Origin of the sequence: Coleofasciculaceae cyanobacterium (genome assembly GCA_036703275.1) — a bacterium.
In the GTDB taxonomy this organism is placed as follows: domain Bacteria; phylum Cyanobacteriota; class Cyanobacteriia; order Cyanobacteriales; family Xenococcaceae; genus Waterburya.
In genome coordinates this window covers 297,947-308,793 of the sequence record DATNPK010000028.1, presented here as the reverse complement: position 1 = coordinate 308,793, position 10,847 = coordinate 297,947, and the positions used below count along the sequence as shown (strand labels likewise).

The window sequence follows — 10,847 nt, the reverse complement described above, 5'->3', positions numbered from 1 at the left end:
TCTTTCCACTGTAGTATTTTTTCTGTTTTTTCAAGTCCGTTCAATCGGAGTTTCTGTTACATCAATTACAATTACTTCTAGCTCCTGATTTGATTTTAATAACTGTTTTTTACCTGGTAAAGCAAATTCTGGTGAACGGACTAAAATGTTTTCTATTTGGCGAATTATTCGATAAGCTGTAGACTCGTTTACGCCCCAGCTTTGACCTATATCAAAGTAAGTTCTATACTCTCTCAGATATTCTAGACTCATCAATACTTGATTTTCTCAACTTAATTTAGAGGGTCTTCCTGTTTTGGTCTTGATTTTCTCATGGTTTTCTACTATTTTAAGCATTTGAGAAAATGTCTCTTTCTTAACTCCACATAAGCGTTTGAACTTTTCTGGGGTCAAGTTTTTTATTTTTTCGTAGGTCATCTTTTTTCTTGTTTACTGACCTATTTATCTCTTTTTTATCATACTTTTGCAAGTGGTCTATTAATTACCTATGATGATGATTTTGCATAGCGATCGCCCTTCAAACCTCCTTCCAAACTTTCACCAATTCAAAAAGACGGAAAGCCAAAAATCCAGAAATCTAAAAAGTTAACATTTTGCCAAGGTAGATTGGTGTTAAGTGACTATACACTTTAGATGTCTGCTATATGTTCGAGGTATGAAAATTGTTGATTACTGTGGCTGGATTCAGAGCAATCGGCAAAACGACTACTGCTGTCCATCTTGCCTGTTATTATCTCACAGTTAGGGCAAACATTATTAGTTGATGGCGACCCTAATCGTAGTGCTACGGGCTGGAGTAAACGGGGTGCTTTTCCTTTTAAGGTGGTGGATTTAAGGCAAGCTGCTTTATATAGTCCCAAATACGAGCATATTGTCATCGATACTGCTGCCCGTCCCGATGAAAATGATATTACAAGCCTTAGCTGATGGCTGTAACCTTTTAATCTTGCCTACTTCTCCTGATGCTTTGGCGGTTGATGCCCTGCTGCAAACGGTGGATTTACTTCAAGAAATAGAGAGCGAGCGCTACCGAATTTTACTAACAATGGTTCACCCCAAGCCCGTCAAGATGGCGGAACAAGCCAGAGCTTTAGCAGAAGTACCGTTTATTTGACACGGAGATTAGACGGTTAATTGCCTATGAGAAAGCAGCCCTCATGGGTGTACCTGTATAGGAAGTCAAAGACCGTATGGCAAAAATCGCCAGGGGTGATTACGAACAAGTGGGTAAGGAGATAATGTCATGAGTGATGCAGCCGATATGTTTAAAAAGCTGGCTCAGAGTCGTCAAAAAACTACAGAGACCGAAGCTGAAATCAAAACTGAAAACTGAACAACAGACAAAACCTGTCCCTAAATCTGAACCTTCCAAGAAAACCCACCATTCGTAGCGATCGCTTTATCTGAATCAAACAAGAAAAGAGGAAGACCAGCTACAGGCAAACGTAGCGACCCTGACTGGATTGGCAGAACTTACTACATCCGTAAAGAAAATGACTTTGATGTTGAGGATGAACTAGTCAAACTCAAACGGGCAGGTATCAATTTAGATAAATCCGAATTGGTGGATTTTCTCCTGGCTGCCTGGGTAAAATGGCGAAAAGGTGAAAACATAAATATCCAAATGTCTGAATTTTCACCAAGATCTAAAGATGAATTGCCGTAATTAGAGTTGATCGCTCAAGCAAACTATGAACCAATAAATCTAATTTTATGTATTTCTTTTTGTATTGTTGGGGCATTAACTCTCTTATTTTTGATATTAATGACTTGATTAATTAAGGCGATCGCTCGTGAGGTAGCCAACTCAAAGTGTACACCAGCAGAAATCGCGACTCAACTACTAGCCCAACACCGCAGCCAGAAAGCAGTAGAAGGGTAGATTTTCAAGATAGTGATTCTTTCAATTATGTAGTCAAGGCGATTGCGTAAGCATACGCAACTGCGTAATCGCTGCTGGAAATTCTGTAATAGTTCTGGGGGAAGCTGGTACGGGTAAAAATGATTTTGCCCTAGCTCTCCATGAGTCAATGTCGGGAGAGTTTAATAGCGCGATTGGCTTCGCCAGTGCGCGGAGCGCGACGCGTAGCTATATGCCCTAAAGGACTAACTTCGTGTCGCGAAGCGGTATCCGTGATAGAGTCCTTTAGGGCAATCGCTACTTACAAGGGTTCAATTAAGAAGTTCTTCATCGCGATCGCCTAGCATACCGTAATTTAATCGGTGAGAGCAGCAAGGCATTTAAACCCGATATTAATAATCGAATGCTGTCGGCACAAATTAGAGCGATGGAAATCTTGGGAATTAGGCAGTTTCTCGACCCCGACCGCGAATTTACCTCTCTAAACATAGAAGAGTTCGAGCAGGGATGTAAAGCAATGCGGTGGGAAATTAAAGAACTTCTCGGTGTCGGCATCAACGACCGAGACAGGGGTATAGCGATCGCTCAGAGAATACTTAAAAAACTCGACCGCCAATTAAAGTATGTCGGCTGGACGGCTACGGGCAAGGACAGGCGACGGGTTTATAAACTTGCTCCGTTAGCTGAAGATGATAACCGCGAAGGAAATCTTTGCTCGATGGCTAGAGCGCGATTGCCAACTTGCCGAGCGGGAAAACTTGGTTGCTGGTTAATAGATCACACCAAATTCTAAATAATATTTACTTTTAGTTTTGTTCCTTACAAAATCTAGAGGAAGATGACCGATAGTTCTCAACACAAACTAAAAAGAGATCGAGGTTTGACTCTCTAGATGGAGGAATCTAAGGTATTGCAGTATTAAAGTAAATCTCGACATAATAGATGTGACAGTCGCTCTGGTTGAGGAGCGGATGAAAAAGCAGTAGAAAGAAAGTTGGCAACTTCTTTCGCTCCAGAAAAAAACTAAAACGATGTAACCATGACAGGTAAACTCATTTATCTTCACCTCGAAAAAGCTAGTTCGTCATCTCCAGCGCAGTTAAAGAGGATTCCCCGCGTACGAGTGGCTCAGATAGTCATGGACTACCTAGCCTATGGCTGGTCGGTGTCAGAGATGTGTCGTCAACATCCCGAACTGACCCTCTCGGAAGCTCACTCGGCGATGGCGTATTATTTTGACAATCAAGAGGAAATCGACTGTGAGATTCGCTCGGAATGGTCGCAAGCCGTAACAGAGAAGCAACAGTCTTCCCCCTCTCCCTTTCAAGTCAGGATGCGTTCTGTCGGACTGATGTAAATGTCAGTACCGCTTTACATGGACGTTCACGTTCCTCAAGCCATTACCGAGCAACTGCGCCGACGTGGCGTGGATGTGCTAACCGCCAGAGAAGACAATGCGGCTACCTTAACCGATGAGGAATTACTCGAACGATCGAGTCGCTTGGGTCGGGTCCTGTTTACCCAGGATATTCTGTTCAAGACTTTGGCAGAAAATTGGCAACGTCAGGGACGCTCTTTTGCTAGGTTAATTTTTGGGCATCAGTTGGGTGGAACTATCGGTCAGTTTGTTAGGGACTTGGAACTGATTGCTACTGCCTCAGAAGCAGATGAATGGCTCAATACAGTCGAACATTTGCCTTTCTAATCAGGACTCTTACCAGACTACTTATTCGCGTTTTGTCTAAACAGAGGCGATTTCCACGCTCGACTCGGAGTAAATAGCCGAATACATACGCCCAATCATGAGGAACAGCCGCAATATTCCAGGTCCCAAATTGCAGCCACCAAAGCCAGGGAGGAATACTAGCAAGATCGTAAACAAAACCATCAGGCACAACCCAAAGTTGACCAACGGTCAGGCAAGCCCCGTCGTTTTACGGCGGGGATCCTGACCATTATGGTCTTTAAATTCCCACCATTGGGAAAGCTCGAACAATTTACGTCCTGTTGTTGCTAGATAAACTGACTTTCAATCATTAATAAAATTTTCCTACTTGTGGTTGATACATCCCTAACCCTTCCTCAGCTACGCTTTGCTGAAGTGTTTGTCGGGTCACTGGTCACTTCGATTTATCTCATGTTCGTCTGTACAAATGTGCATATAATAAGTAAATGAGGTATCAATGGGATAGAAATAAGGCTCGAACCAAATTAAGTAAGCATGGTGTAGATTTCGCTGATGCTGTATCGGTTTTTTCTGACGAATTGGCAATTACCATTTTTGACAATCGCTTTGGAGAAGATAGATTTATCACAATTGGCATAGACATTTTAAAGAGAATTTTAGTTGTCGTCTATACCTTGCGAGATGATGAAATTCGCCTCATATCTGCCCGTCAAGCTACCCGAAACGAACGTAGACAATATGAGGAGGAAAAATAGATGGTGGACGAATATGATTTTAGTCAAGGAAAACGGGGTGCTGTCGAACCAGTTTCGCTAGGGAAAACTCGCATTACCATTCGCATAGATGATGATGTTTTAGAGTGGTTTCGCGCCTTAGTTCACGAACAAGGTGGTGGCAATTACCAAACCTCGATTAACAACGCACTGCGACAATACATTCAGCAAAAACGCGAGCCATTAGAGGAAACATTACGTCGAGTTTTACGAGAAGAATTAAAACAAGTCGAAAAATAGCTCGACTATGTTATCTTTAAGGTCGCTAAGCCCCGTAAACTAGTATTTATTAGCAATATGAATATAAGTGACACCTGTATCTAAGATTTTCTCTTCATCTGGTGCATAACCATGTCCTGCATCGACTCCTTCTGGGTCTTCGGTTTTTAACGTTATCCAAGCAGCAATTACTGTCTCTGGCTGATACTTCTTAATAGCTGCGATCTCCTCAAGGTTTTCTACTTCTGATGGTGGATTAGTTGATGGCTGATTAAGAATTTCATGAACTTGCTTGACTGCTAGTATTTGCTCGCAATAGTTATCAATTCCTTTGATACCGAAATGATGATAGAGATAGTTATTACCCGCACCAATTTCAATAGTTTTGTCTAGATTAAAGTTAGTTTTTAGCCATTCAACTAGTTCGATTGTGGGTAGCTGATAGATAGCCCGACAAATAGACCATACTCTTAAATCGGCATTATCTATAGTCTTATAAAAGTCAGCAGATTGTCTATCACGGATAAGCTTCGCAAATAGTTTGATGATTCCCTGGGGGTCTAGAAAGATGCGATCCGTAGGGTACACCCATTGGGGTGCGACGCGAAGGACGCGATATGCCCTAAAGGACTAACTTCGTGTCGCGAAGCGGTATCCTTTAGGACGTAAGGAGCTAATCATGCACGGGCTAATCATGCACGGGCAAGCGCTTGGAGCGTAATCGTATTTTTGAAGGAACTCTTCAACTTCGGGGGATAATTCATAGCAGCTAATTTTTTGTTCTCTATAAACATCTGTAACTTTAACAATGGCTCGACCCAAAAAGATAATAGCTCGAACTAAGGTAAGGAGTAATCAAGATCGAATTTGTCTATGGGGGTGACAAGGTAAAAATAAATTAGCCGATAGAGCAGCACATAAATGTCTTTTGGAGAACGTGACTTCATCGTAAGATCGGCTCAAATACTTGGTTTTTTCGTGGCAGCACTCGCGAAGCGAGATTACTTCCGTGCCGCTGATCGCTAAGATAAAAGACAATACTTTAATCATCTAATCGTCATCATGCCAACAACACAAGCCAACCCATATCTTGATGGTAATTTTGCACCAGTGCGTCAAGAAATTACCGCCCAGACGCTACAAGTAATTGGTGAATTACCCCCAGATTTGTCAGGGATGTTCCTACGTAATGGTCCTAACCCCCAATACTCACCTCTCGGTCAGTATCACTGGTTTGATGGCGATGGAATGTTACACGGCGTTCGGATTCACAATGGTCGAGCAGAATATCGAAACCGTTATGTACGTACAAAAGGATGGCAGATTGAACATGAAGCAGGTGAAGCAATCTGGAGTGGTTTATTAGAACCCCCACAAATGGATAATCCTTATGGTTTTACTAAAAATAGGGCTAACACGGCTTTGGTTTGGCACGCTGGAACCATGTTGGCAACTTGGGAAGGAGGTGCGCCTCATGCTGTAGATGTTCCTACATTAGATACCATTGGCAAGTATACCTACGATGGCAAATTAACATCTGCTTTTACCGCCCATCCTAAAATAGACCCGATGACGGGAGAAATGATGTTTTTTGGTTACTCTTTTGCTCCACCTTACCTACAATATGGAGTAGTTTCATCGAAAGGGGAACTATTGCGGACGGTACCTATCGAGCTACCGATGGCGGTAATGATGCACGATTTTGCGATTACTGAAAACTATACGATTTTTCTGGATTTACCCCTAACTTTTAACCAGTCGAGGATGCAACGGGGAGAACCACCATTAATGTTTGAAAGTAACAGACCTAGTCGCTTTGGGATCGTGACCCGTCACGGTGACAACAGTAACATTCGTTGGTTTGAAAGTCCTGCTTGCTATGTCTTTCACACTTTAAATGCTTACGAAGAAGGGGATGAAGTAGTGCTGATAGCTTGTCGCATGAATTCTACTAACGTGTTGATGTCTAAAGATTCGGGATCTGCTCTAGAAGACAGTACGCCCAGATTACACCAATGGCGTTTTAACCTTAATACTGGAACTACCAGTGAAACTATGCTCGATGATGTAGCTTCGGATTTTCCCCGTGTAAATGAAAACTTTTTGGGAAGACAAACCCGATACGGCTATGCTGGCAGAATGGCACAAGGTTCTATGCCTTTATTTGATGGAATCGTCAAGTATGAATTAAAATCTAACAAGTCCCAAACCCATGAATTCGGCTCTGGACGTTACGGTGGCGAAGCGGTGTTTGCACCACGTCGGGGGGGGAAAGATGAGGATGATGGTTGGTTGATTACTTTTGTCTGCGATTGCCACTCACAAACTTCAGAATTAGTAATTGTAAATGCTAAAGATGTCACATCCGAACCAGTAGCGCGGGTGTTAATTCCTCAGCGCGTACCCTACGGTTTTCATGGTACTTGGATTAGCGAAGCACAGCTTAATTTTTAAGTTCTAAATAAATTTGGGGTTGATTATTGCGGTGCAGATACAAAGGATGACGGGGACAACCTCTTTTTGTAATGCCTAAAGAGTACAGATGATTATGGTTTTTCAATAACTGAAGCATATATAAATCTTGCTTTTGCCATGTTCCATGATTGCCCCAGGCTAAGATGACACGAAGTTAGTCCTTTAGGGCATATCGCGTCCTGCGCGTCGCAAACTTCGTAAGAAGGCATCGTTATCCCTGCCGATTGGTTCTGTTACTTGTTTGAGTAGTGACGGTTTGGGAGTTCGAGCTAGCAAACAGATTTACTACTTCCAATCTGCCATATCCTCAAGCTTTAACAAAGTTGATACAGCGAGTGATAGTCGGATCGTTGATTTGAGCCTCGGCACGAGAAGGATCGCAGCAGGATGAAGGAAACGGTTTTGTTGCTACTATCCCATTCACGCTCCTTGTAGATAGCGATAATTGCCTGTAATTACTGCGCCACCAAGTCCGATTAATTATCTTTCCTCGATGGGGTAGAGTGACAAATTCTGTTAGATAATCAAGAAAGCAGCTTGTAGATAAAATTTTGGGAAAAGGAATGAAACGAGTATTGGTTACAGGGGCGACGGGAAAGACGGGTTCGCTCGTCTTACAAAAACTACGTGACGAACCAGATAAATTTGAGGCAATTGGTTTAGCGCGATCGCCTCATAAAGTTGAAAAATTATTTGACTCGACAGAAGGTTTTGTTATAGGTGATATCAAAGACAAATTTAGCTTAAATTCGGCAATCGAAGGCTGTGAAGCTCTAGTGATTCTTACTAGTGCCGTTCCCAAAATGATTGCACCACCTCCCCAAGGACAAAGACCAGAGTTTGAATTTGAACCAGGAGGACTTCCCGAAGAGGTAGACTGGCTCGGACAAAAAAATCAGATTGAAGCAGCCAAACAAGCGGGGGTAAAACACATCGTTCTTGTTGGTTCGATGGGCGGCACTAATCCCAATCATCCCCTCAACCGCATTGGCAACGGTAATATTTTAGTTTGGAAGCGCAAAGCCGAACAGTATTTAATTGATTCGGGTATCGACTACACTATTATTCGCGCTGGTGGTTTGTTAGATAAACAGGGCGGAGTCAGACAACTTTTAGTAGGCAAAGATGACGCACTGTTGAATAATCCACCCGACGGGATTCCTACTTCAATTCCCAGGGCCGATGTAGCCTCCGTAGCAGTTAGAGCTTTAACCGAACCCAATGCTCGCAACAAAGCTTTCGATATCATCTCCAAACCTGAAAAAGCGGACGGTGCTGTAGCAACAAGCGATTTTGCTAGCTTGTTTGAACAAACTACGGCGGGAATTTAAGAATAAAGTGGATAGTTGAGAAAAAAGTCGGAATATTTACTAAATTTGTCTCAAAAGAAATGCCAGAGATTACGGCTAAAGCTCATGGTGGAGTAGTTCGCCGATTAGATGAGAGTAAGTAAATTGCTTTTCTACACTATTGGCAGATTTTAGAAGAGTTGACTGGTTGATGGAGAGCGATCGCTAATTTGGAAGCGAACTATTCAAGATCTTCATCGGAGTACTGCGATTTACTTTGTTCAAAAGGTTGTAGTCTTACTAATATTGCTCTCAAAACAGGATTAGCAGAACTGACAATTCGATCATCATTTATTAATCCAGGCTGCTTTTCACCATGAAAAAGATTGCATCTTAATTTGATACAAAACGCCTATTAGCTGAGACAGTTTAGTTACGTCCTCAAAGGGAACGATAATATTACGATTTTTCAACTCGTTGTAAGAAAGTTCTAGATTGTACTGTCCAGCTTTAGACAGATTAATCACATATGAATAACCGTCTTCCTTTTTCAAAGCTTGATGCAGTTCATTAACTGGTTCAGTAAAGTCATCCTCTTGAAGCATTTCTAAATAACTTCTCTGAAAATCTCTAGCAAAAGTTTCAAAAACAGCAGACTCTATGAATTTTTCTTTTATAACAACTTTAATTCTTCCAGGCTGTTTTATATCTATAGTATACTTACCTTGATTTTCAGAAACAGTACCTTTAATTTCAACTTTACCTTCAGAAAGTTCTTCAAAACCTCTGTTTTTACTTATTTGAGCTAAACGACGTTGTGCTTTTTTTGAATATTGACATCACTTATCTCTTAACTTACCTTAATAATACAAATATGATAGAGGAATAAAACGCAGTTAGTAAGGCGATTGAAAAGATTCGCACTCAACTATTAAATTTTCTACGGCGGTCAATCTTTTTAGAATGTTGTATTATTGTATTTCAACGTTATTTATTTAGCAACGTAAGTCAAAACATACAGCGGTTTGCAGGTTTAAAAGGGACAGTAGCAACAGTGGGCGAACCAGTTACGCAAATGTTCAGGATTCATTAAATCAATCGCTATTTTAATCAGCAGATCAACCCTTTTGGAAGTCTTGGGAGAAAACTGTCGGAGAAAAGCTTTTGACCCACCCTGCTTGCGTGGCAGTATATGCCCTTGTGTCCGCTTCTGAGTAATCAATCTTTGGACACAATTTTTGCTAACACCGAAGCGCTGTGCAACTTTTCTCACTGAGCTATCACCTTTTTCGACAGCACTGACTATTTTCTCTCGTAAATCTATGGAATAGGGCTTCATTTATAACCTATTTTGATAACACTTTATTGTCCCCTATCTAAATGCAAACCGCTGTAAATAAAAGTGCGGGAGTAGAAAAATTTGAAGAACTTTATAAAGTTGAACCTGCTAATGGCGAATTTGTTGGCTTGTTCTCTAAAAAAGATGATGCTGAAATTGTTGCAGCGATGCAGCCTTATGACGAAGACATCGGAGCAGGTGCTACTTTTGAATTGGTAACAGTTTACCCCGATATTCACTCATGGATGAAAGAACACGGCAAATCAAACAACTGCTAATAACGACTAACGCTATATCAAGGAGAGTGTCAACCGAAGCGATGTCTACGGCTATGCTTCGCGACACGAAGTTAGTCCTTTAGGGCAAATCGCGTCATCTTAGCTTGTAGCAATCATGGTACATGGCAGCAACAAGATTTATTTATTCTTTAGGCATGACCAAAAAAGGTTGTCCCCGTCATCCCCTCTATCTCCGCAGTACGACTAAACCTCAGACATACGTGAGAAGAGAAAATCGACTATAATTATACAATGTATAACTAAATAGCGCGATCACAATGGAAATAGAGTTAAGAAAGTGGGGAAACAGTATCGGACTCCGTATACCGAGCAAGATAGCTCAGAGTTTGGGCGTTGACGAGAACTCGGTAGTCGAACTATCGCAAACAGGTGACAAGTTGATTATCAGTAAGAAATCAACCTTACCTACCTTAGATGAAATGTTAGCCAGTATTCCCGATGAGTTTGAGTACCCCGAAGATGTAGCTGATTTTGTCGGTAGCGAACCTGAAGGCAATGAACTGTTATGAAGATTTCTAGGGGGGAAGTAATCAGGATAAATTTAAATCCCACAGAAGGTAGAGAACAGGCTGGTAATGCCCGCCCCTGTTTGGTGTTGAGCCACACTAAATATAATGCAAAAAGAGGTGGAATAGTAGTTGTATCCCCCATAACCAGTACGCTCAAGCCTCAGGTTAAGATGATGATTGCGATTCCTGAAGGCTTGAAGGCTAGAGGTTCGGTAATTGCCGAACAGGTAAGAACTCTAGACTTAAATACTCGCTGGTGGAAAACTACAGGTGAAGTGTTGCCTACAGAATTTGTTGATCGCGTAGTCGAAACCTTTAAAGTAATTATCAGTTAAAAATGATTTACCCTCCCGAAGTTGAAACTTACTATATTCTGGAGTGGCGAAAAATAATAAA

Annotated in this window: 17 protein-coding genes; 13 read left to right on the top strand and 4 right to left on the bottom strand. The window is 41.7% G+C overall.

Annotated features, from left to right (window positions below):
* Window positions 1-30: 30 nt before the first annotated feature.
* A complete protein-coding gene (locus tag V6C71_08215; GenBank protein ID HEY9768484.1) occupies window positions 31-255 on the bottom strand; it encodes a transposase family protein in 225 nt (74 codons plus the stop codon).
* A gap of 465 nt (window positions 256-720) precedes the next feature.
* Between V6C71_08215 and V6C71_08210 the strand changes: the two genes are divergently transcribed.
* From V6C71_08210 to V6C71_08180, 7 genes are all read left to right on the top strand, one after another.
* Window positions 721-927: a hypothetical protein gene (locus tag V6C71_08210; protein HEY9768483.1), complete on the top strand. Its 207-nt coding sequence runs from the start codon at window positions 721-723 to the stop codon at window positions 925-927.
* On the top strand, window positions 899-1,114 hold the full coding sequence (locus V6C71_08205; protein ID HEY9768482.1) for a hypothetical protein: 216 nt from the start codon (window positions 899-901) through the stop codon (window positions 1,112-1,114). Before V6C71_08210 ends, V6C71_08205 begins: the two co-directional genes overlap by 29 nt.
* A gap of 1,150 nt (window positions 1,115-2,264) precedes the next feature.
* Complete coding sequence (locus V6C71_08200) at window positions 2,265-2,654, top strand: hypothetical protein (protein ID HEY9768481.1); 390 nt, start codon at window positions 2,265-2,267, stop codon at window positions 2,652-2,654.
* Window positions 2,655-2,900: 246 nt separating this feature from the next.
* Window positions 2,901-3,218 (top strand): DUF433 domain-containing protein, encoded by a 318-nt coding sequence (locus V6C71_08195; GenBank protein HEY9768480.1) that lies wholly within the window; start codon window positions 2,901-2,903, stop codon window positions 3,216-3,218.
* Window positions 3,219-3,566, top strand: coding sequence for a DUF5615 family PIN-like protein (locus tag V6C71_08190; GenBank protein HEY9768479.1), 348 nt, complete (start codon window positions 3,219-3,221; stop codon window positions 3,564-3,566).
* Window positions 3,567-4,033: 467 nt separating this feature from the next.
* Complete coding sequence (locus V6C71_08185) at window positions 4,034-4,303, top strand: BrnT family toxin (GenBank protein HEY9768478.1); 270 nt, start codon at window positions 4,034-4,036, stop codon at window positions 4,301-4,303.
* Window positions 4,304-4,561: a BrnA antitoxin family protein gene (locus tag V6C71_08180; protein ID HEY9768477.1), complete on the top strand. Its 258-nt coding sequence runs from the start codon at window positions 4,304-4,306 to the stop codon at window positions 4,559-4,561.
* Between the two features lie 39 nt (window positions 4,562-4,600).
* Here V6C71_08180 and V6C71_08175 read toward each other — a convergent pair whose 3' ends face one another.
* The gene (locus tag V6C71_08175) at window positions 4,601-5,128 is read right to left on the bottom strand and encodes a hypothetical protein (protein HEY9768476.1); all 528 of its coding nucleotides are present in this window, start codon (window positions 5,126-5,128) and stop codon (window positions 4,601-4,603) included.
* A 474-nt stretch (window positions 5,129-5,602) separates the two neighbouring features.
* Here V6C71_08175 and V6C71_08170 point away from each other — a divergent pair, with 474 nt between their 5' ends.
* Both V6C71_08170 and V6C71_08165 read left to right on the top strand, forming a co-directional pair.
* Entirely contained in the window at window positions 5,603-6,994 is a 1,392-nt protein-coding gene (locus V6C71_08170) for a carotenoid oxygenase family protein (protein HEY9768475.1), read from the top strand.
* Window positions 6,995-7,578: 584 nt separating this feature from the next.
* Window positions 7,579-8,346 (top strand): SDR family oxidoreductase, encoded by a 768-nt coding sequence (locus V6C71_08165; GenBank protein HEY9768474.1) that lies wholly within the window; start codon window positions 7,579-7,581, stop codon window positions 8,344-8,346.
* A 329-nt stretch (window positions 8,347-8,675) separates the two neighbouring features.
* On the opposite strand, the gene V6C71_08160 is transcribed toward V6C71_08165, so the two are convergent.
* Both V6C71_08160 and V6C71_08155 read right to left on the bottom strand, forming a co-directional pair.
* Complete coding sequence (locus V6C71_08160; protein HEY9768473.1) at window positions 8,676-8,909, bottom strand: hypothetical protein; 234 nt, start codon at window positions 8,907-8,909, stop codon at window positions 8,676-8,678.
* A 428-nt stretch (window positions 8,910-9,337) separates the two neighbouring features.
* Window positions 9,338-9,643: a hypothetical protein gene (locus V6C71_08155; GenBank protein HEY9768472.1), complete on the bottom strand. Its 306-nt coding sequence runs from the start codon at window positions 9,641-9,643 to the stop codon at window positions 9,338-9,340.
* A 41-nt stretch (window positions 9,644-9,684) separates the two neighbouring features.
* Here V6C71_08155 and V6C71_08150 point away from each other — a divergent pair, with 41 nt between their 5' ends.
* From V6C71_08150 to V6C71_08135, 4 genes are all read left to right on the top strand, one after another.
* A complete protein-coding gene (locus V6C71_08150) occupies window positions 9,685-9,921 on the top strand; it encodes a hypothetical protein (GenBank protein HEY9768471.1) in 237 nt (78 codons plus the stop codon).
* Between the two features lie 122 nt (window positions 9,922-10,043).
* On the top strand, window positions 10,044-10,166 hold the full coding sequence (locus V6C71_08145; GenBank protein ID HEY9768470.1) for a hypothetical protein: 123 nt from the start codon (window positions 10,044-10,046) through the stop codon (window positions 10,164-10,166).
* Between the two features lie 33 nt (window positions 10,167-10,199).
* On the top strand, window positions 10,200-10,451 hold the full coding sequence (locus V6C71_08140; protein ID HEY9768469.1) for an AbrB/MazE/SpoVT family DNA-binding domain-containing protein: 252 nt from the start codon (window positions 10,200-10,202) through the stop codon (window positions 10,449-10,451).
* Window positions 10,448-10,786, top strand: a complete 339-nt coding sequence (locus V6C71_08135; GenBank protein ID HEY9768468.1) for a type II toxin-antitoxin system PemK/MazF family toxin — start codon at window positions 10,448-10,450, stop codon at window positions 10,784-10,786. Before V6C71_08140 ends, V6C71_08135 begins: the two co-directional genes overlap by 4 nt.
* The last annotated feature ends 61 nt before the right edge of the window (window positions 10,787-10,847 follow it).

Excerpts from the sequence above, each read along its gene's own strand:
- V6C71_08205 (HEY9768482.1), top strand. The coding sequence starts at position 899 with ATGAAAATGATATTACAAGCCTTAGCTGATGGCTGTAACCTTTTAATC.
- V6C71_08155 (HEY9768472.1), bottom strand. The coding sequence starts at position 9,643 with ATGAAGCCCTATTCCATAGATTTACGAGAGAAAATAGTCAGTGCTGTC.
- V6C71_08195 (HEY9768480.1), top strand. The coding sequence starts at position 2,901 with ATGACAGGTAAACTCATTTATCTTCACCTCGAAAAAGCTAGTTCGTCA.
- V6C71_08145 (HEY9768470.1), top strand. The coding sequence starts at position 10,044 with ATGGCAGCAACAAGATTTATTTATTCTTTAGGCATGACCAAAAAAGGT.
- V6C71_08165 (HEY9768474.1), top strand. The coding sequence starts at position 7,579 with ATGAAACGAGTATTGGTTACAGGGGCGACGGGAAAGACGGGTTCGCTC.
- V6C71_08160 (HEY9768473.1), bottom strand. The coding sequence starts at position 8,909 with ATGCTTCAAGAGGATGACTTTACTGAACCAGTTAATGAACTGCATCAA.
- V6C71_08180 (HEY9768477.1), top strand. The coding sequence starts at position 4,304 with ATGGTGGACGAATATGATTTTAGTCAAGGAAAACGGGGTGCTGTCGAA.
- V6C71_08200 (HEY9768481.1), top strand. The coding sequence starts at position 2,265 with ATGCTGTCGGCACAAATTAGAGCGATGGAAATCTTGGGAATTAGGCAG.
- V6C71_08185 (HEY9768478.1), top strand. The coding sequence starts at position 4,034 with ATGAGGTATCAATGGGATAGAAATAAGGCTCGAACCAAATTAAGTAAG.
- V6C71_08150 (HEY9768471.1), top strand. The coding sequence starts at position 9,685 with ATGCAAACCGCTGTAAATAAAAGTGCGGGAGTAGAAAAATTTGAAGAA.
- V6C71_08140 (HEY9768469.1), top strand. The coding sequence starts at position 10,200 with ATGGAAATAGAGTTAAGAAAGTGGGGAAACAGTATCGGACTCCGTATA.
- V6C71_08170 (HEY9768475.1), top strand. The coding sequence starts at position 5,603 with ATGCCAACAACACAAGCCAACCCATATCTTGATGGTAATTTTGCACCA.
- V6C71_08190 (HEY9768479.1), top strand. The coding sequence starts at position 3,219 with ATGTCAGTACCGCTTTACATGGACGTTCACGTTCCTCAAGCCATTACC.
- V6C71_08135 (HEY9768468.1), top strand. The coding sequence starts at position 10,448 with ATGAAGATTTCTAGGGGGGAAGTAATCAGGATAAATTTAAATCCCACA.